The 19,952-nt window shown below is 52.2% G+C and carries 11 protein-coding genes and 1 pseudogene; 3 read left to right on the forward strand and 9 right to left on the reverse strand.

The window, feature by feature from the left end:
- The first annotated feature begins 4 nt into the window (after nt 1–4).
- On the forward strand, nt 5–1,513 hold the full coding sequence (locus tag Z947_RS22400; protein ID WP_025045429.1) for a 3'-5' exonuclease: 1,509 nt from the start codon (nt 5–7) through the stop codon (nt 1,511–1,513).
- A gap of 182 nt (nt 1,514–1,695) precedes the next feature.
- On the opposite strand, the gene Z947_RS0116720 is transcribed toward Z947_RS22400, so the two are convergent.
- Entirely contained in the window at nt 1,696–2,583 is an 888-nt protein-coding gene (locus Z947_RS0116720; RefSeq protein ID WP_025045430.1) for an endonuclease NucS domain-containing protein, read from the reverse strand.
- 1,220 nt (nt 2,584–3,803) lie between these two features.
- Here Z947_RS0116720 and Z947_RS0116730 point away from each other — a divergent pair.
- Both Z947_RS0116730 and Z947_RS0116735 read left to right on the forward strand, forming a co-directional pair.
- Nucleotides 3,804–6,656: a hypothetical protein gene (locus Z947_RS0116730; RefSeq protein ID WP_025045431.1), complete on the forward strand. Its 2,853-nt coding sequence runs from the start codon at nt 3,804–3,806 to the stop codon at nt 6,654–6,656.
- Complete coding sequence (locus tag Z947_RS0116735) at nt 6,653–9,229, forward strand: hypothetical protein (RefSeq protein ID WP_156026666.1); 2,577 nt, start codon at nt 6,653–6,655, stop codon at nt 9,227–9,229. The genes Z947_RS0116730 and Z947_RS0116735 overlap by 4 nt, the downstream gene beginning before the upstream one ends.
- A gap of 487 nt (nt 9,230–9,716) precedes the next feature.
- Here the strand turns inward: Z947_RS0116735 and Z947_RS21950 are convergent, their stop codons facing one another.
- From Z947_RS21950 to Z947_RS0116770, 8 genes and pseudogenes are all read right to left on the reverse strand, one after another.
- A complete protein-coding gene (locus tag Z947_RS21950; RefSeq protein WP_081781169.1) occupies nt 9,717–10,034 on the reverse strand; it encodes an RcnB family protein in 318 nt (105 codons plus the stop codon).
- A gap of 224 nt (nt 10,035–10,258) precedes the next feature.
- Nucleotides 10,259–13,348, reverse strand: a complete 3,090-nt coding sequence (locus Z947_RS0116750) for an efflux RND transporter permease subunit (protein WP_025045434.1) — start codon at nt 13,346–13,348, stop codon at nt 10,259–10,261.
- On the reverse strand, nt 13,345–14,484 hold the full coding sequence (locus Z947_RS0116755) for an efflux RND transporter periplasmic adaptor subunit (RefSeq protein ID WP_025045435.1): 1,140 nt from the start codon (nt 14,482–14,484) through the stop codon (nt 13,345–13,347). The genes Z947_RS0116750 and Z947_RS0116755 overlap by 4 nt, the downstream gene beginning before the upstream one ends.
- A gap of 795 nt (nt 14,485–15,279) precedes the next feature.
- Nucleotides 15,280–18,027 carry a UvrD-helicase domain-containing protein gene (locus tag Z947_RS21220; protein ID WP_025045436.1) on the reverse strand — a complete coding sequence of 916 codons (2,748 nt, stop codon included), beginning with the start codon at nt 18,025–18,027 and terminating at the stop codon, nt 15,280–15,282.
- A gap of 117 nt (nt 18,028–18,144) precedes the next feature.
- On the reverse strand, nt 18,145–18,534 hold the full coding sequence (locus Z947_RS22125) for a hypothetical protein (RefSeq protein WP_156026667.1): 390 nt from the start codon (nt 18,532–18,534) through the stop codon (nt 18,145–18,147).
- A 210-nt stretch (nt 18,535–18,744) separates the two neighbouring features.
- Nucleotides 18,745–18,894 (reverse strand): annotated as a pseudogene (locus tag Z947_RS22405) (IS481 family transposase); the annotation flags it as partial.
- Between the two features lie 145 nt (nt 18,895–19,039).
- On the reverse strand, nt 19,040–19,549 hold the full coding sequence (locus Z947_RS0116765) for a hypothetical protein (RefSeq protein WP_025045437.1): 510 nt from the start codon (nt 19,547–19,549) through the stop codon (nt 19,040–19,042).
- Nucleotides 19,550–19,930 (reverse strand): hypothetical protein, encoded by a 381-nt coding sequence (locus Z947_RS0116770; RefSeq protein ID WP_156026668.1) that lies wholly within the window; start codon nt 19,928–19,930, stop codon nt 19,550–19,552.
- Between the last annotated feature and the right edge of the window lie 22 nt (nt 19,931–19,952).

Here is a 19,952-nt window from a genome sequence, read left to right on the forward strand (position 1 = left end):
TAGCATGACTATCCCAACTGCACCTGAAATTCTGCAAGAATTGATACTAGCAAAGCCGCGCCAGACCTGTGAGGCACCAAAGGATGCGCGTGGCATCTACGGCCTTTTCGACCATCTCGGAGAGTTCCGGTACATTGGCTCAACGTCGTCGATTAGCCAAACGTTCTACGAACGGATTCACCGTCGTCATCGTGCTGGTTCAGAGACCCACAGCCATTACTTTGCTCGCATGTATAATACCGGGCGGATGTGGGTCGACCGGAACGATCCTGATACAGCGAGTGAAATGAAGATCGTTCGTCGAATGCGCCAAGCCTTTATTGCGCAGCACTGCCGCGCTGTCTGGGTGCCACTACCGGATCACGCCCCCATTGCTGATCTCGAGGCCCAGGTCATTGCCATGGCACCTGCCGAGATGACCGCTTGGAACAATCGGGGCATGGATGCCTACGATGAGCCTGAAGGGTTGGTTGACGCGCTGATCGAGCGTCTCAGTCTCAGCCCGTACGAACGTGAGGCGCTTTACCGGCAACGGGATCGCTTCTATGGCAAGAACATATCTGTTGCAGCATCTCATTCCTCCAGGGCTTTAAGAAAACGTGGTCTCCCTCCCCTGCCCAACGGTCCGTTCCGATTCTTTGCCCTCGATGTTGAGACTGCGAACCATGATCGTGGAAGCATTTGCCAGATTGGAGTCGCATGCGTGCGTCACGACGATAGCATAGAAACATGGGCTAGTCTTGTTGATCCCCAGTCTCCACATTGGACGTTCAGCGATCTGCACGGCATCACTAATGAAATGGTGCGGGGTGCACCAAAGATCGGTGCTGTAATTGACACGCTCAACGAGATTCTGAGTGGGCGCGCAGTCTACCAACATTCAGGGTTCGATCGAAGCGCTGTGCGAGCAGCCTGTGACAAACTCGGTCGCTCAGAACCCTCATGGGACTGGTTAGACAGTGTGGGCGTGGCGCGCCGGGCTTGGCCAGAATTGAAAGGCAACGGTGGGCATGGACTTGCTTCGCTCAAGGCGCACCTCGGGTTACGCTTCGAGCACCATGATGCCGGGGAGGATGCGCGCGCGGCGGCTGAAATTGTGCTCTTGGCAGAACGTGGTATCCTAGGCGCAACGAAGGATTTTGACGTACTCGACGATGAGGATGTTGGTTTATCCTCACCGCCCTCGCCGATGCGAAACACCTCGTCGCTTGAAACGGTGCCGCCGAGTCCGGTGAATGCGCCAGTCGCGTCATATCCAGCCGTCAATTCCTATGAAACGGAACAGATGATTTTTGTTCCTGTCGCGGCCGATGGCAGTGCCTTTGGGCCTGAATTAGCGAGGAACGGGCGCTATACCGTTGGCCCTAAGGGCGGCGAAGTGAAATTCGATGACTTCGGCGAGGCCCTGAAGGCGCTTCGTAATATGGACGTCCCCCGCTGGCGGCGCCCTAATGCGGTAGGAAATTGGGGTATCGTCTCCGGCCTGAAATGGAAGTGCCTACAGAAGATGTAAGTACAGGCAGGTTAGTAGCCTGCCTTACTCGCCTCTATGTCCCCTATTTGTTGACATTCATCGTGCAAAAATCACGAATTATGCACGCTCCGACCGGCCCTTTAGGATCAAGGACTTAAAGCGTGCACAAGTTGCGTGCATAAATGACAGGCCGTGCCAAACAGAAAAGGCCGATCAACCCTTCAAGCAACTCTAGTGAGCTTCAACGGCCACACAGCTTCATAAACTTCGATACCCTCGCTATCAGCAATGGACCTGATGAGCGAAGGTACTCGCTCAGCGACAAGGACCCCGTCCAACCGACCGGATGCAAAGTCATCCAGCTTGCCAAGCGCAAGTAGATATTCCGTGACCTGACAAACTGCGGCTTCCGATGCTTCAGCCCGCTTCAGTTCAATGATGAGCCAGTCACCAGTCTCTCTATCGCGAGCAAGGATATCGATCCTGCGCGAATTTAATCCTCCGTCGATAGGATACTCATCTTGGACAATGTCATACCTGTTAGCCCAAGGCGTATCGGTCCAGTTCTTGAGTATCTGCTGTTGAAGTACATACTCCGTCGTGAAGCCCTCACCAGCATGAGTCGCGCGATTGAGTGCCAAGACAGAATGATCAAAACCAGCTAACGCTTTCAAAGTTGGGATCACATCCTGACGTGCAACGACAAGATGACCCGACGATTTGTTGCGGCCTTCAAAACTAAACGGAATGTCGGCGTTGAAGAACTGAGCTTGGTATTTTCCGTTAAAGACAGCTACGCCGTAGTCGCCTTTGCCCGGGCGAAAAGTATCAATTGCAACAGACCACTGCTTTCCAGGGTCTGGAGAGAAAGCGAGGTAGACAACACCCCGCGTGTTCGGCCAACGGGCATTCCGGCGGGGATGATCGTTTCGGATCATGCACCCTAGCCCTGACCCGATTGCAGTTTCGATCAGCTCCTCAGTAGCAGGCGAAAGTTGCCAGTTCCGTGCGACATACGCATGGCCATCTTGGCGGACCAGAAGGCCTTCCTCAAGGGTCTCGGCCTCGATCCCGCCTGCAAACTTTCGTCTTTCTCCGACAAGCGACATACTCTTTTCCCTACGTGGATGCTCATTCAATAGGGATAGGGATAGAGTCAAACATGGACGTCATTATGGCAGTAAATGTCATCAAAGGTTCGGCATCGAACCATGACAGATCCACATCACGGCCTTTCACCCGGTCTCCTAATTCTGGCAGATATACCCCCGCTAGTACTTCGCCCACTTTGCGGCCAATCCACTCTCTACCATCGCGCAGCTTAGATCGCCGCCTCTGGTGGAAACGCACCAGGCCCCTGTGCGATCACCGCCAGCGCGCCCAACGGAAAGGCAATCCATGGTTGGTCCGTTTACTAGGATGTGGCCATGCTTGGATTTTCGCCCAGTGGGCCTGCCGACCAGCCTCACCAGGAAATCTCGTGCATCACTCCATTTTGCCTCTGCGCTCGGGCATGGATGCCAGAACTGCAAGAGCCATCGGTCTCACGTGCGTTGATGCCTGACAGCCGCAGCTTTGGCCCTTCTGCGCACCAAACTGGGCCGTCACCGTCCCAAACGTGCGTGGGTGTGCATCGGAACGATTGTCCTGTCTGAACGATGGGTGCATCAGCTAAAACCTGCACGGGTATCAAAGCCAAGGCAAAAAACACTGGCAAATTCCTCATATACCTCTCCTTTTTCTGTGCTGATCCGGCACCCTATTTTTTCAATTTGATGGAGCGTGTAAGCGTGCAAAAACCTTGATTTTTGCACGCATCGCCGGGAGCAATGTCCCTTCGTAAAGCAGAGAAGGTGACCTGCCCCCTCTCCCGATAGATTTGTCGACCGCTTCCCCACTTTTTCCAATCGGTTGGGGCAACAACAACAACCCAAATCTTAACACCTCAATCTGGGTACAAACTCTTCGGTCACGGGGTGCGAATTACCCGCATGTTAGTTAGGGTCAGGAAGGACCCAAAGGCTTCAAGCCGGCGCGGTTTACTGCACAATGGGCGGGAGCCAGACTTTCGCTGCTGTCTGAACGGCAGCTTTGCGCAGTTAGCGCTTCGGACAAGTGTTGCAGACGACCATGAACCGACTTTGCGTCTAAGGCTGTTCACCGCATTCTAACGTCCCAAAACCGGCCGTTCATTCAAGACGCCTTTCATGCAAACAGGGACTTCCCGCTTGCCAACTCTCGAAAACTTAAGGAGGGTGCGGAATTCACCTTATAATTGTGTCAGAGTTTACGTGCACGCTCAATTTCTACTGAAAATAGGATCTCTACCATGGCTCCAGAACCAAGATCACATAACGACCAGCTAATTGATCTTAACCGAGGAATGAGCACTTCATTGTCCGAACAGCAAGATCTTCAAAGAAAGTTGTGGGATACCCTTAAGGAGTTATTAGAACCAACGAAAACAACTGCACAAACTTCCGATCAGGAAGATAGTCCCTTCACGCCCGCGAGCCTGCGAGTATCCCAAGATCGGAGCCATGAAGCAATTTTTCTTACTGGGCGACGTGGTGAAGGCAAAACTACTGTATTATTGCAGATACTGGGAAAAATCGAACGAGGTGAATGGAAAGACTATCGTAGCCTTGGGCTGTTAGATCCAACTTTGCTAGAATCAAAACAAAACTTGATATTGTCGATCATTCAACGTATCCGCGAATACCTCATCAGTGACGAAATATCTTGGAAACACCGAAGCCAATCAGATGAAAGTGATTTAAAAAAGGCTCAAAATGCTTTAAGGACATTAGCCAAAGGCATTTCTGTGCTCGACGGCGTCGGGTCTAACGATCTACATGACGAAGATTGGTCAAACGCTTCATTCATTATGGATGAGGGCATGGAGCGGGCTGAGGCGGCTTACAGCTTTGAACAAAGTTTCCGTGATTTTGTTTCATGTGCGGCGAAGGCGGTCGGATGTGAGGCCTTCGTCATTTGTATTGACGACGTCGACACAAAATCGGAAATGGGAGCCCCGGTGCTTGAGGCTCTGCGCAAATATCTGACATCCCCCAAACTACGTGTTGTCGTTTCTGGCGACCCAGAGCTTTTGCAGTCACTCACCCGAAAGATCCAGCTCAATGGCATGGGAGGAGACTTCGTCGGATTTGAGCAAAATCTCAGTACTTCCCACCCAGAGAATTCCCGTATCGAAACCCTGTTAGAACAACTATCTGGGCTTGAAGATCAATTCCTCACCAAGGTTTTACCCCCACACAGACGCATTAAGCTTCAAACCCTAAACGAGATTACGACAACACAGGACACATCCATCAATTTGAAATGGAAAAACCGAGACGATGATGAAACTCCACTAAACGAAGAACTAGATATAATTATTGGTAGCCATTGGGGCGCACGGGATGCAAACACACTTCGAATGTACCGTTCAGCAATTCTCTCAATGCCTGTACGTAGCATTATTGAATTTCTTGAGGTATGGGATATCAGTGGTGCGAACCCTACTCCCGCCGAAGTTTCTGAACGTATGACTGAAATTTCTCGTAGCCAGCTTGCAGCGGCCGGCCTGCGGATAGACACAATCCAAAACATTCCCGATTTCACGATCAAGTTACGGCGCATCGTTGAGTGGATGTGCGAACAACCAACGCGTTGGGATGAATTTTCAAACCTTACTCCTGACGGTGCGCACGAAAGTAAAGATCGGGCGACTTTGGCTTTGTCATCGATCATTTCTGGCGGGTTGCAAAATACTATTCCTGGGACGATCCGCTTTTGGTTGCAGTTCGCCGCAATTGGAAGCCAAGTCGAGAGCGAAGGTTCTGTTGGCCATGGCAACCGGAAGAGTCATCTCGCTAAGTTTCGTGCGCATATTCGCTTTATGCAAGATCAACCATTGCGCGATTTTCTTGCCTATTGGGCCGCATGGGAGAGGAGCCCTAAAAGCGTAACAAAATTAAATGTAGAGAACTCTACATCTATTTTTGGCATACCTGTTGGAAGTGACCGGGTTCGCAATCCACCCAAAACCATAAAATATTTCTATGGCTTAGACTACCATAAAAAGGGTTGGAATAGATTTTACCAAGTCGGAAATGGCGAAAAAGACGGCAATACTCTTTCTTTAGATGAGATTAAGCAATTCGCCAAAACACTGCCTCAAGACCTAAAAGGCTTTCACCGGCAAATTATAGAACAGGGGGGGGTACCAAACATTTATGGAAAGGGCCAAGGTCGATTGTCGGGCGCGCTTTTCAATTCGATTGAAGAACTTGCGGCACGCGTGGATGATACTTCGGCTTCCATAGCACTTCTACCTTACACAAAAATTATAAGCGGTCAGGGTTATGATCACGGTAATTACGGAGTTTTGTCAATCTTGGCGGGCATCGATGACCTCATTTCGAATAATGATAAAAAGGCTGTACTTGCTTCTTGGCAGGGTACGCCTATCGCCCCTACTGCAACGAGAAAAGAATTAAGTGATCAAGAAGAGGACGTCGACTACATTCAAGAAGACGAAGAAAATCCCAAGGATAGGGCATCGCTATTTGAATTTGACGAAGACTTTGTCAAAGCTCTTGAGCATTGGGCCAATTCAAATGTTGACTTGCGGCCTGTTTCGGCTGTGTCGCTTGCGAATTGTTGGAAAACCTTTGCCGACGCCGTTCCAAGAATTTTCGACAACGCATCTCGAAGACAACATAAGATTTCAGAGAATAAGCTCTTTTTGGGGCGTCTCTTACATCGTCAACTCGTTGTATTCCTGCATAGCCTTGGCGTAGAAATGTACCGGCGCGAAGGCGGGCAGGCCAATAAAGCCATGCAAAATAGCCCGACAGGTTCAGATGAGAATTTCATAGATTTGCTCAAGCACATGCGGGATACTCAAATTCGTTCTGACGTAGATTCAGTTAACTTTAAAGTTGACCGCTTTGAGGATACGCCAGGCGGCGCGCTTTTCTATCATTTCCTCAAATGCCCACTTTGGGGTTATTATCTCGTGCCTTCATTGTTCGATAAGATCGAACAATTGAAAGACGTTACGGTCAAAAATGTTGTGTACACTCCACCCAGCGCTCCTAATGGCACGACTGTCACCTTTGATGGGCTTTATTACCTCCTCAACACCGTTCCAATCATCCAAGGTGATGGACGGTGAGTGCGCTATTCTTTCGTCGAGCGTTTTCTGATCATCAGACGCTCTACGAATTGTCCTGTGGGACAGTGCCCGACTACGAGGCATGGCGGCGACGTCTATACTTATTAGAGCAACGAGAGGTGTCCGGACAACCCGATCACCTTCTGAAAAGCTATCGTGATCTAAGGTTCCCATCTCGACCGTCCCCTAACAGCTCAGAGGCATTCGGAGAGGTGACTTGGAGCACGTTCGAAAACTTAGCGGATCGTTTCCTTGAAAGGCAAGCTGGGCGTTTGTGGGTGAAACGTGAGCACTTTCAAGAGTGGCATGATCTAATTACGCATCTCTCACCGCTCACCATCATCATCGCATTCCTCGTGAAGGAGGGAAAACTCGACGGGCTTTCTCCGCTCAAACTGCACGCCGCTCTGCGTTTAGAGCTTGGTGATAGCGCTTTGCTGAGCCCATACGATCCAACGGTCGAACACATCGTTGAAAACGAAGGTCTAAACGAGTTGCACATGCATCTCAATGGATCAACTGAATTGGACGTGATTTGGCCAGATGCTGTCGGTGATCCTTTAGGCTTTAAAGAAGAACTTTCGGACGCGGGTGAAGTACGTGACCAATACGAAAATATCTTACCTAATTGGACGGCCGAAAAGCTTTGTCGAGTTTTATACAGTGCGCGCCGGATGCGGCATCTGATTTGGCATGTAATTACGGAACAAGCGAGTGGGCGCCAACCAAAAACTGCCCCAGCCGCCGTCTATGAAATCATGAATAGCGAAAACTCGGATAGTGACTGCAAGGCTCTTTGGGGACGCGCGGTTTCGGGGCTCAAAATGGCCATAGAACCTAAGCTCCACCCAACTAACAGTTTGCTCGGGAATAGCAGCACGAGCGGAACGTTGCTGCATAAAGAGGCAGTGTTCCTCTTTATGGGAATGAAGGCTTTGAAGGAAAATTCCCTGCCCCAAAGTATAGCGTTGGCCACCTTTTTCGTTTTTTGCGTTCAACGTCAAATCATCGAATTGTCTGTTCAACAGCTTACCCAGTACGGCTTCGATCAGTTCCAAAAATTTACTTTGAATGAGGTGAGGTCTCGTGTTGAAATGTCCTATGAACACAGGTTTAAGCAAATAAATCAACGCCCTCCATATCGCACTATCAGACACTTGGAAGGCCGGTTCGCGCCAAAAGCGGATATTAAAAAGCTAGAAGCCATATTAGGCCGAATTGTTGACGGTGCCTGCCGCTTCCGTGCGCCTCAAATTTCCATAACTCAAACTGAAAAAGATATAGAGAGAAAGCGCGAGGAAAGACCCTTGAAGCGCCTTGAAAGACCCGCCGCACCCGATCTCATAGGTCTCGGTGATGATTTGGGTTTTGGGCGAGCTGATTTTGAACTATCCTTGGTCGCGCATTTTATCAAAAAGCCTACTCCCAAGAAGGACCGTCTTTTCATTAATAGGCGTAACGAACTACGCAAAGAAGCCGGAGTTCTTATAAAAACCCTGCAACGCCGGCCTGTTCTTTCTCAAATCGTGCGCGGTATCGACGGAGCTGCCAATGAGCTTCACACTCCAGCAGAGGTATTTGCTCCAACCTTTCGCCAGGCACGTGCAGCAGGCATTCCCCATGCCACTTTTCACGTTGGCGAAGATTTCCGTCATTTAATCGGGGGAATCCGCGCAGTCCATGACGCAGTAACTCTGCTCCACATGAAGGCAGGGGACAGAATTGGGCATGCTACGGCCTTGGGGATCCGGCCAGGTTTTTGGCTCGAACGTGCGCCGGAACGTGTCCTGCAATCACCTTGGGACAGCTTCCTGGATTTGGTGTTCGCCCGTTCCGCACTCTTTTCTGTGGAGGGGTTTTCTGCTGAAATTCGTAATCTGGAAAGCAAGATTGGCGACTTGTCTACCCGTTTGATGGGTAGAAACATCACTGCGCCTGAGCTTGAAGCCGCTTTTGCGCTACGCGACTTAGATACCTTAGAGTACCATGATAAACTGATAGGAAATCCGCCAGAATACACATATTTTGAAGCCCGCTCAAAAACGCTTGTCGCCGACAGTCTCCGTGCTGAAAACACCCGCATAGTGTATACTGCAAAAAGAAACCCACACATCTTTGCGCTTTTCATGGAAATCCAATCTAAGAGAATGTCTGATACGGATAATCGCCCACAAGAACTCGAGCGTGATCTATTACCACCCAGAGCGCTGTCTGCAATTCAATCTTATGTTATCAAAAATCTGAACCGAAGTCAGATTGTGATCGAGACACTTCCTACAAGCAATTTGAGAATTAGCCTTTACAAACGATTTGCGGAGCACCACCTTTTTCGTTGGCTTGGTTTAGACGATGAGGAACCTCTAGAGCATATTCCAAGATTTTGTGTTGGCAGTGACGACCCAGGTATCTTCGCAACCAATCTCAAAAATGAATTTTCCATGATTGCAAGTGTTTTACGCTGTCGATACGCGAGGTCAGAGGACGAGATATCTCAGTTAATAACATTCATGAACAACATTGCGCGAACTTCCCGCTTCAAGCCGGAGCAGAGCAATACGGTGGTGCAGAAATAAAAACTTTCAGAGTAAATTATGTGTCGCCTTACTTGGTGGTTTACATTCAAGACGGTGATTGTGAATGGCAGCGTTCTCAATCGTGGACCTAAATCTTAGCATTCGAAATAGAAGTACGGTTGTTACTCCCGGTGTTGAAAGGTCATCTCTGCTTTGGGCTGGGAGCTGCCTTTAGATGCGTTTCACACGAACGTCCGCTAAGGGCCGTCCTTGTCGTGGACTGTACGCCATTGATGCGAAAATGCTGCGGCCGATCTAATGACGGTTGAGAGCCCTTAGTGACCGTGTCGAGCTTGAGCTATTCGCAGTCGCAGCATCGCATTCTTTGCAGGGGACGGCCTTTACCGGACCTCCAATTGTTCACCAAACTTTGCACGATCGTGTTCCAAAGCAGCCATTGCTGCATCGTGAAGCAAATCACCGATCGTTTGTCCGAACGACAGGTAACGCTACCCACCTTTGCATCAGCGGATATTTTGACCGTAATCTAGTTGATAAGAGCCTTAACCAAAAGCGTTGCTGCCGCCGCCAGATAAATGCTGTCACCGTTCGCGACGTAGATTTCGTTGCGACCGGGGCGCGGAAGGCCGCGTGCGCGCCAATTTTTGACCACGACGACATCCTGATTTTTGAACCGGTGGCCAACTGCATGCCGTTGCCGTTTTACGGTTTTCACCTTAGCGCCGTGCTTTTGGACACTGTGTTTGATAATTGCTCTGTCTGCCACTGCGGTGCCCGGCAGAACAGCGGTTGTAGCTATCGCCAAGACGAGAACAGGTGCGCATCGTTTCATCCGGTTCTGCATTTGGTCGCTCCAAATTGTTACCTACCTATTCAACGTTTGGTGCGCATGTTTCTGTCACTGCAACCGAGAGATTGTTTGCCATCAACAGCACAGTAGCGAGTGGTCTATGGTGCCCCCGTCTCTTCTGGGCGCGGGGAAGCAAATGCGATCGGCCTCCCCATCGCGTGCGGGCGCTTTGGTGTGGCATCTGGATCTAATCCACTGTAACTACTGACACCGCTCCACTACACCCCCGCAGCTGCCTCAACCTCTGACTTCAGCCTCTGCGCCGCCCCTCCCGGTGCCGCTCCCCAGACGGCGATCCAGCGGTAGAAGATCGGCGTTAGGAACAGAGTGAACACGGTGGCAAAGCCCAAGCCGCCGACGATCACCCATCCGACGGCGATCCGGGCCTCGGCCCCTGCGCCGGTGGTCAGGATCAATGGCAGCCCGCCAAAGACCGTTGAAACCATCGTCATCATCACCGGCCGGATGCGCAGCCGCAGCGCGCTTCGGATGGCGCTGTCGATGTCCTCCCCTGCCTCGCGCAGTTGGTTGGCGAACTCGACGATCAGGATGCCGTTTTTGGCCATGACCCCAATCAACATGACAAGGCCGATCTGGCTGTAGTAGTTGAGCGAACCGCTGGTCATGGAGATCGCCAGCAAGGCAGCAGCAAGGCCGAAGGGCACTGTCATCATGATGACAACCGCGCTGGCGAAGCTCTCGAATTGGGCGGCCAGAACCAGAAGCACCACGATCAGCGCCACGCCGAACACCATGTAAATCCCCCCTTGGGAATCGTCGAGCGTCGCCGCCTCTCCGGTGAAAGTGATGCCCATGCCTTCGGGAAGAACTTCGTCGGAGAGCGTGAGCAGCCGGTCCATCGCCGTGGACAGGTTCACACCTTCGCCGAGGTTCGCTTGTAGCGAGACGGAGAGCGCGCCGCCGAACCGCTGGATCTGCGCGTCGCTCACCACCATGTCGAGCGATGCGACGGTCGAGAGCGGGACATAAGCGCCACTGTCGAGGCGGATGGACATGGACGCGATGTCGGACGGATCGTTGATCGGCGGCCCACCGGGGACGACATTCACGTCCACTTCAATGTCATCTGAAAAGACACTGACCGCCACATTGCCTTGCACCATGGCGCTTATGAGGCTTGTGACATCCGTAGTGTTCAGCCCCATGTCGCCTGCGGCACTGTCATTCACGGTCACTTCCAACTGGGCGTTGACGCTATTGTTTGACAGTTGAGGGTTCAGGAAGGTGGCATCCTGCGACATCGCACCGACAAGGGTGTCGGCGGCTTCGGTCATGTTCGCAAGGTTGGTGCCCGTCACGGCAAAGCTTAACCCGCCGCCCGCGCCTCGGATGTTCAGGCTGTTGGTTGAGCGGGCGCTGACCAGAACGCCTGGAACAGAGGCCAACTTGCCACTGATCTGCGAGATCAGCTCTTGCTGGGTGAAGTCGCGCTCGGTCCAATCGGGCAGGCGGACGACGACAATGGCACTGGTGCCGCCGCCGACGCCGATAATGCTTTGAATCGTCTCGATCTGCCCGCTGTCCTGATATGGCGCGAGAATGTCTTCAACGGCCAGAACCTGCGTATCGAGGTAGTCAATCGTCGTGTCCGAAGCACCGCGGGCCTGCACGATAAAGAAGCCCCGGTCCTCGTTCGGGGTAACGGCGGACGGCAGCGTCGTCGCGGCACCCATGGCGATGATGGCGAAACCGATGGCGACCGACAGAACCAGCAAGGGCGTGCGGATGGCGAAATCGATCACTCGGTCAAAACCACGCGCCAAGGCACTGGGTTCGGTAGGGCCCGCACTTGCCTGCGTCTTGCCTGGATCCAGAAGGGCCGACAGAACCGGCGCGAGGGTCAAGGCGGTGATTGACGACAGCGTGACCGCAAAAGCCAGCACAAAGCCGAACTCCGAAAACACGCCCCCCGCCTGGCCGGGCAGGAACGAAATCGGGATGAAGACCGCAGCAAGCGTCGCGGTGGTCGAGATGACGGCGAAGAAAACCTCGTTCGTGCCCGAAGCCGCGGCGGCAAACGCCCCCATGCCCGACTTCCGCTTGCGCACGATGTTTTCGACCACGACGATGGCATCATCCACCACCATCCCGGTTGCGAGAACCAGCGCGAGGAGGCTGATCGTGTTGACGGAAAACCCTGTTAGCCAGATCGCAGCAAGCGTGCCGACCAAGGCCACCGGGATCGTAACTGCCGGGATCAAGGTCGCCCTCGGAGAGCGCAGGAACAGGAAGATCACCGCGATCACGATGCCGGTGGCGAGAAGGATGGATTTGGCGACCTCGTTGATTGACCCTTCAATGAAGATGCCGTCGTCGGATGTGACCAGCAGCTGCACATTCTCGGGCAGTTGGTCGCGCAACTCTTCCACCGCGACCGCAACGTCGCGCGAGATTTCCAGCGTGTTGCCAACGGATTGGCGGGTGATATCGAGGCCAATGGCGGTTTCACCGTTTACGCGGGTGTAAACGCTGGTGTCTTCCGGGATCAGTTGGACGAAGGCGATATCGGCCACTTGGGTCGTGTCGTTGACCGGTAGCTGGTTGATGGTGTCCACGGTGACAGCTTCGTTGCCGACCCGCAGCGAAAGCGTTTGGGATTCACTTTCAAGCGCGCCAAGGGCAGTGTCGTCGCGGAGTTCGGCAACTGCGGTGGAGACGTCAAAGATTGTCAGCCCGCGGCTCAGCAACGATGGCATGTTCACCGCCACCCGGAATTCATTGGCACGGTCGCCGCGTAGGGTCACCTCGGCGATGCCGTCAACCAGTGACAGACGTTCGTAAACCGGGCCCTCGGCAAGTTGGGTAAGCTCATCAAGGCTGGCATCCCCCAACAGGGCAAGGCGAATGATCGCGTCAGCGTTGCTGTCGCTTTTGCTGACGGTGGGGTCTTCGATATCGTCAGGCAGAGAGCGCAAAGCCCCGGAGACGATCTCGCGCGCCTCATTGGCGGCCACGTTGGCATCCGTCCCGTCGGAGAGGTCGATGGTGATGCTGCTCGACCCGGTGGAGGACGAGGATTCAATGTAAGACATCCCCTCGAGTGCGCTCAGCGCATCTTCAAGGACCTGCGTGACTTCGGTGTCCACCGTGCTGGCCACGGCACCTTCGTAGGTGGTTCTGACGGAAAGTACAGGCTGGTCCACATCCGGCATTTCGCGGATGTCGACGCTGGTGAAGGCCGCGAGCCCGGCGATGATGATCAGCAGGTTCAACACGATCCCAAAGATGGGGCGCGCCACAAAAATGTCTGCGAAACCGGCCTTATGCGCTCTTTTCTCGAAACTCATGCGCCCGGTCCTTTGCGCGCGCCAGCGGCGGTGACCTGCGCGCCTTCACGCAGCTTCGCAGCCCCCTCGACCACGATCTCAGCACCCAAGGGGGCGTCGGTCTCGACCCAGACCCGATCGCCTTCGCGGTAGCGGATGGTGACAGGCACCCGGCGGGTGCTGCCCTCTTCGGCGACCCAGATGCCCGCGCCGCTGCGGTCCCACGTAATGGCGGTTGCAGGGACGACAGGCAGCGGGTCGGTCTCTTCGGTCATGCGAATGGCAAATGTCATGCCAGCGAGCAGCAAGCCTTCAGGGTTTGCGATCTCGGCTTTTACCGTCGCGCTGCGGGTCACGCTGTCGAGCCTGCTGTCGAAAGCGGTCACCTCCCCCTCAAAAATGCGGCCCGCATAGGTGGGGGTCGTAACAAGGACCGGTTTGCCCTCGGCCAAAAGGCCGATGGAGCGTTCCGGCACCTCGAACGTCGCCAGCAGGCTGGTGGTATCGTCAATGGTCACAATAGCATCTCCGCTCGACAGGCGGTCGCCCACGCTGACCTCGCTCAGCCCCAAACGGCCAGCGATCGGTGCTTTGATCGTCCGGTCGCCCAGCGCGACTTGGGCCAGCCCCAAATTCGCTTCTGCCAAGCGCAACGCCACCCGCGCTTCCGAAAGCGCCACATCGGTCACCACGGAACTGCCATTGCTGCGCAGGCCCTCATAGCGGGTGACCGTTTCCTGCGCCTGATCGCGATTGGCTTCGGCAATCTCGAGCGCCAGCCGTTCTGTGCGGTCGTCCAGTTTCAAGAGGAAATCACCCTTTTGCACCATCGTATTGGCATCAAGCGCCGTTTCGACAACCTCGCCCGCATCGGTCGCGGTCACTTCTGTCTGTTGAAGCGACACGGCGCTGCCGACGGTGCGCAGGACCAGTGTGTATGCGCGGCCCTCCAGTGGCGCGAGAACGACCGTGGTCGCCCGCCCCTGCCCACCGCGGCTCCGCCCAGATTGGGCCTCTTTGGGTGCCTCGGCTATCTCTGTAGCACTGCCGCCCCAGAGCTGCGCAACCTCATCCGGCACGCCGAATGCGATGCTGTAGGCACCTGCGATGATCATGAGGGAGAGGGCGGCGTAAGATAATTTCTTCAAATTCTTCATGGCTCCTGAAAGGCGCTGTCGAAAGGGACTGGGTGTCATTGGTCTTCCCAACTGCGCATTCTGATAGATCATCCTCACCGAACGGGGGACTGTTCTACGCTACGATCAATTGGAGGCGGTGCGAAATTTAATGGTAAAGAGAGACCCTGCGATGCTTTTTCTGCTTCTTATACGAAGAGCGAAGAATATTCCGTCGCTCAAACATTATCTTTCCGATCAAAAAGTGGGGTGTCTGTCGATCAGGGCAAAACCTGCGAACGCTGACTTGGACGGTGGTATGCTGGTGCCCTAATAGCAGCTTTTAATCCTTAGCAGCTATTGGTTGGCGAAAGCAGCGAAGGTTGGAAAACCGCCGTTCCTCCAAGAGATCTTCTCAACTGCAATGGAGACTGTGCGTCCGCAGCAAATGGCAGCAAAGTCCCGCATTGTGTGGATTCGCCAATCAACCGATTTCGCAGTCGCAGCGAATGACTGCAATGGCGAGCCCTACCGCAGCAACTTGACCGGTCGGCCAAGGTCGGCTTTGGGCCGTTTATGTTGGTCAGAGCAGGAACGTTTGGCTGGATCGCTGGAATGCGGCTAACCGCAGTTCCAAGCCGATTTTGTCGGATAACTCGAATATCTAACGGCCTGAAGTTCATGCCAAGACCTGTTGCGACCGCTAAATTGAAACCGAGTGTCCAGTGGAGCCTCTGGGAGGCTAGGACATTGCCAACGCAGCGCTCGGACTCGACAGCAAAGCGCCAGAGCTGCCGCCTATCGTCAAACCTCGTGGTGACCCGCACATTGAGCGCCTTAGTTACTTCGGTTCGCGTTTTCTATGGCATCTCGCGACGCAGTTGTACGGCATTTCGGAAACGACGAACAACCAAGAAACGGCTGATTATTCTGCCCGCTTCTAACAACCATTGTTCCCTGACTGCAGGTTGGGCATGTAGTGCCTTCGGTTACGGGTTCTTTCAGTCGAACGGATTGAACTGACGCGGCTTTACTGGAGCTAAAAGACAAAAGCCCTTTGGTGTAGTCACATTCGGGGTGCGCGCTGCAGGCTTCGAATGGGCCATACCTACCAGATTTCTGGCTGAGTGTACCGTTGCCACATTTTGGGCAGATCTTCAGCGTGGTAGTGTCGTTCTTGATCTCGGTATAGCCATCCTTTGCAAGCTCGATAACAAACCGTGAAGGTTTGTCTTGCAAGGTATAGACACGTGTTTGACGACGGGCGCGCGTCAGCGCCACATAGAATAGGCGGCGCTCCTCGGCTAAAGGAAAATCATCGGGCTCTGGCATCGCCAACTGCAGCACCGGATCATCAACAATTTGACTGGGAAAACCCATCAGACCTTCGGTCACATTGAGCAGCATCACGTAGTCAGCTTCCAAGCCTTTCGAAGCGTGCGCCGTCGAAAAGCTGAGGTCGAGTTGATCACCGAATGTTCGTTGCCATGCATTGAGGCTTGTGGGCTTGTCTTTGTGGTACCTTCCCACGAGCATGACGGTAACCTTCTTGCCGTTCTGCATGTCGAGATCGCCAGTCTTTGCAGCAACAAATAGTTGTTTCAAGTGCCTCTCTAGGCAATCCATCGCGGAGCTCACCGTCTCGGCTGCGAATACATGTAACGGCGGCGTCTTATAATTATTTGTGGATTCGACAGTTTTTTTGATCTGTTTTGGGTTCTTCTGAATGAACTCGCTGGATGCGTCGCACAGTACTTGGGGACATCGAAAGGTCTTGCTCAAAGTCAGTTGCGTCGCGCTCGGAAATGTTTTTTCGAAACCCGTCATGACGGTGATGTCTGCCCCCGCAAAGCGGTTGATGCCTTGCCAGTCATCGCCGACGACACACAGGTTTAAAGACGATTCAGCACTTTCTTTCAAAGCCTTGAGAAGTCGGAGCTTTGCTTGCGACACGTCCTGAAATTCGTCCGCTAGAACCATTTTATATGGGCTTTTGAATGTGCCGCTCTCGATGTGGTGGATTGCGGCCAGCAACATATCGTCAAAATCGACACTTTCTTCCGATTTCAAACGCCGCTGCCACTCATCAGCAACCCTCTCGTAAAGCCTCACAAAACGGCTCAGGCGTTCGCGGTGACTTCGTTCAAGCTTGGTAATTGAGTTGTGGAGATCCTGATGGCTTAGGCCATTGCTTTTAACGTGCTGTTGAAACGCGCGGATTGTGGAGGCCAACTGTTTTGTTGGGATGGGCTTTTGCCCAGGCGACGGGCGGCTCACATCAAATTCAAGGATCTCGCCGTGCTGCTCCAGCTCCAACCTTAAGCGATCAATGTCGTCGCCATTTCGTAAGCCGTGAGATGTGGTCTCAAAGAGTTGTGTCTCTTTTTCGTCGTGCAGCGTTCTTTTCCATTGGACTCCTGAAACATAGTCGACTGAAAAATGCGTCGGAGCTTTTTCTTCTTCATTCAGTGCAAAGTGCTCGTGATAGAGCCTGATACGGGGATAATAGAAATCAGGATGATACTGTGAATATTCTTCAGTGACAGTGTCGTGTTCGTATGGGCGTTCGTATTCATATTGAACACCGTGATAGAAAAGAAAGTCGCAAATCATCCGCTCTTCTTGGCTTTTCACGTACTTTCCGTCTGCAGTTTGAATGCTGCCTTGGCCGGTCGCGTCGGAGCGAGGTTGTTTGATGCTTTCCCACTCCCCAATATCACGCCCGTAGACTGTCCTGAACATATCCCAGTCTAGTCTGAAGCGAGGATCTCGCTGTCGCAGGTCTTCCACAATATCTGAAATCGCTTGAACGTCTCTGCTAGACTCAACCCAATCCGCCAATCTGGGTTTACGCCTTGTGCTTTTCCCGATCACTTCAAGACCAAAAGCATTAAAAGTCATTACGTTGATGCGTTCGACATTTTCTACGTCGCTGAGGCGTTCTTTGATGCGTGCTTCCAGTTCCACTTTCACGGACTTATTGAAAGCAAGTATCAGGATCTCTTCAGGCTGAGCGAGGCCTTCTTTTAACGCATATCCAACACGTGCAACTATAGTGGAGGTTTTCCCAGATCCGGCAGCTGCAACAATTTGAACTGCATCATCCATGCAGATACAGCAGTCCATTTGCTCATCTGTCAAAGGGTTGCTTTCGACCGAGGAGAAAAAGTCGATCAGTTTTTCTTTCTGGCTAATTAGAAAACTGGAATTGTGACGTACAAACTCCAAACGCAGAGCTTCTTCGCACCTGTTTAAGCGTGAACTAGCAATTATATCTAATGCTATTGAAGCGCCCTGCGAAGCGTTTGGCTTTTCTAACGAGCCTCCATTTTCATAGGGCGGAAATTCCTGAGCAATCTCAGATGCTAAGTTTTTCGGGATCCATTCGCTCCAGTTGACGATAGGCTCCCATTCGTTGCGCCACTCCGAAAACTCTGAATCACTGTCAATAGAAGGCAGCTTTGGTTGCTCTGCTTTGTTAGGCGTTCTACGGAGCACAGAACTCGATGGTTGCCGTTTTTTATCATCTCCGAGAAACGAGCCTATCCCGCCGATGATAGCAGCACCGATTATCAATTCTAACATTCCGTACCTCTATGAAACAGAGTTGAAGATCGCCGTAGAAAAGCCTTAAAAAAATTTAAGCATCTTGCACTTAGCAGTTGTTACGCAAAGGGTTGCTCAACACTGCATCATTAGACTTTAGAACGGTGGATCATTGTCGAATTTAGATGGCGGCTGCGGGTCGGTTACTATTTGTTCGCTTTCTGGCGTGTCACGTGGCTGTCCATCCGTGAAATAGATTTGGTAACCGTGTTCAGTACGGCTACGAACATGCGAACGTGCATTTGAAGTATCCCACGCAGAAAGATCTTCGTACGAACTAAATTGAGGCCCTAGAGTATATCCTTTTTCCTCCATAGTGCTTGACCAAGTACCTTTGCCGCCCATTCCTTTGGAGCTGGCACATGGTGACTCGCTTCTCCAAATCGACTCTTTGCTCCGACTTGAGAGTACACAACCCTGCGAGATGCTGTCGATAATATCAACCGCGTCTGCACCAGCACCGAATACATCTTCAAAATCACCCATTTTGGACCCTCCCTTATAGATACCGAAAATATAAAATGGGTTGGCGTCAAAATAATGACTTTTCTTAGCCGGAATCAAAATTCGTTCAACTCACAGTTCGCCTCCTGACCTGCCCCCAGAAACTGCCAAACTGTCGTTCGGCGGTACGAAGCGGCCCTTCGCCTCGGCTAAACGAGCACAGGGGGCGGCACGAAAGCGTGACAGGTCCACTTCTAGCGTCTCGCGCTTGCGCCATTTGGATACTGTTTTGACATTGATCCCAAGTTCCCGGCTTAGCGCCGCGTTCGTAGCTTGCGATCGCTGTATTGCTGCTCTGACGGCGTGCGTAGTCGTGGCGCAGCCATGACGTACTTGTCCCATAATGCTTCCTTCCATTCTAAAGAACAGATCGCACCCTCAAACCGTGGGATCAAACGCCTAGGCACTGCCGCCAACGGCCAACACCAAAACCGCAGAAAATGCCGCGTATAACTGCCACTAAGTCGTATAGTCTATACAGTTGGTACTAGTTTATACGGCTCGTTAGCTGCTTTACACTTTTTTCAAAAACCTTCTTGTCGATGTCATCGAGTCCTGCACTAGCTTTTTGCATGTGCAAAATAGACTTTGCATTACCCAGCTCTGTAGCAAGTGAGTGCGTGGCAGCCCAACGAATTTCCCGGTCTTTGGACTCCAGTTGAAGATGAAGCAATGCACGCCGTATTTCCAAATCCTTTTCGTAGAAAATTCTATCCGCAATCGTCCAATTTGCATCGGCATTTCGTATCAATTCACTAAACGCCGAACGTTGTACTAAAATCGCTGAATTTAATTTCTCAAAACAACTTGTAGTCAGTTCTGCCCGACGACCTAAGTCATCCACTTGCTGCTGGATACTCTCAATTCTATCGAGAACCCCATAGATCCCGTCCTGACTCCTTTTTTCTCGCCAAAATGCAAGTATTGAAGGTAGCCCGAGAGAAAAAGCTATCAACAGACCTGCTATTGCAATACTTGTTGGAATATCGATAGACATCTATGGTAACAAGCTCTCAATCTTGTCGGCAAGGGAAACTGGAGAACTATAGTCCATTTTGCGGAGAATTTCAATTTTACGAGGCCCACAGCGATCGCGAATTGCCTTAAGAAGTTTTCGATCACTCGCCGCAGTCAAAACGACAAATCGCCTTGGGAAAACATCCGGTCTTGCATTGGCTAGATAATCGATCAATAGAAGACCAGTCTTCAGAAAGTCCTCTGTTTCGGTCCGACTAAATTTGGAAACACCCTTGTCTTCTGTAGCCAACATTATGTCGATAACAGCCAATTCTACATCGTTCGCCTTTTCCAATGTTTCGTAGGCAATATCTGCATTTGGGAGACTATCCACGCTTCGGTTTCGAAGTCTGAGAGGCACGGAGTACTCCTGTACATATGGA

The organism is Sulfitobacter geojensis (genome assembly GCF_000622325.1).
GTDB classification, from domain to species: Bacteria; Pseudomonadota; Alphaproteobacteria; order Rhodobacterales; family Rhodobacteraceae; genus Sulfitobacter; species Sulfitobacter geojensis.

Excerpts from the sequence above, each read along its gene's own strand:
- Z947_RS22125 (WP_156026667.1), bottom strand. The coding sequence starts at position 18,534 with ATGGGTGATTTTGAAGATGTATTCGGTGCTGGTGCAGACGCGGTTGAT.
- Z947_RS0116730 (WP_025045431.1), top strand. The coding sequence starts at position 3,804 with ATGGCTCCAGAACCAAGATCACATAACGACCAGCTAATTGATCTTAAC.
- Z947_RS21950 (WP_081781169.1), bottom strand. The coding sequence starts at position 10,034 with ATGCAGAACCGGATGAAACGATGCGCACCTGTTCTCGTCTTGGCGATA.
- Z947_RS21220 (WP_025045436.1), bottom strand. The coding sequence starts at position 18,027 with ATGTTAGAATTGATAATCGGTGCTGCTATCATCGGCGGGATAGGCTCG.
- Z947_RS0116755 (WP_025045435.1), bottom strand. The coding sequence starts at position 14,484 with ATGAAGAATTTGAAGAAATTATCTTACGCCGCCCTCTCCCTCATGATC.
- Z947_RS0116750 (WP_025045434.1), bottom strand. The coding sequence starts at position 13,348 with ATGAGTTTCGAGAAAAGAGCGCATAAGGCCGGTTTCGCAGACATTTTT.
- Z947_RS22400 (WP_025045429.1), top strand. The coding sequence starts at position 5 with ATGACTATCCCAACTGCACCTGAAATTCTGCAAGAATTGATACTAGCA.
- Z947_RS0116720 (WP_025045430.1), bottom strand. The coding sequence starts at position 2,583 with ATGTCGCTTGTCGGAGAAAGACGAAAGTTTGCAGGCGGGATCGAGGCC.
- Z947_RS0116765 (WP_025045437.1), bottom strand. The coding sequence starts at position 19,549 with ATGTCTATCGATATTCCAACAAGTATTGCAATAGCAGGTCTGTTGATA.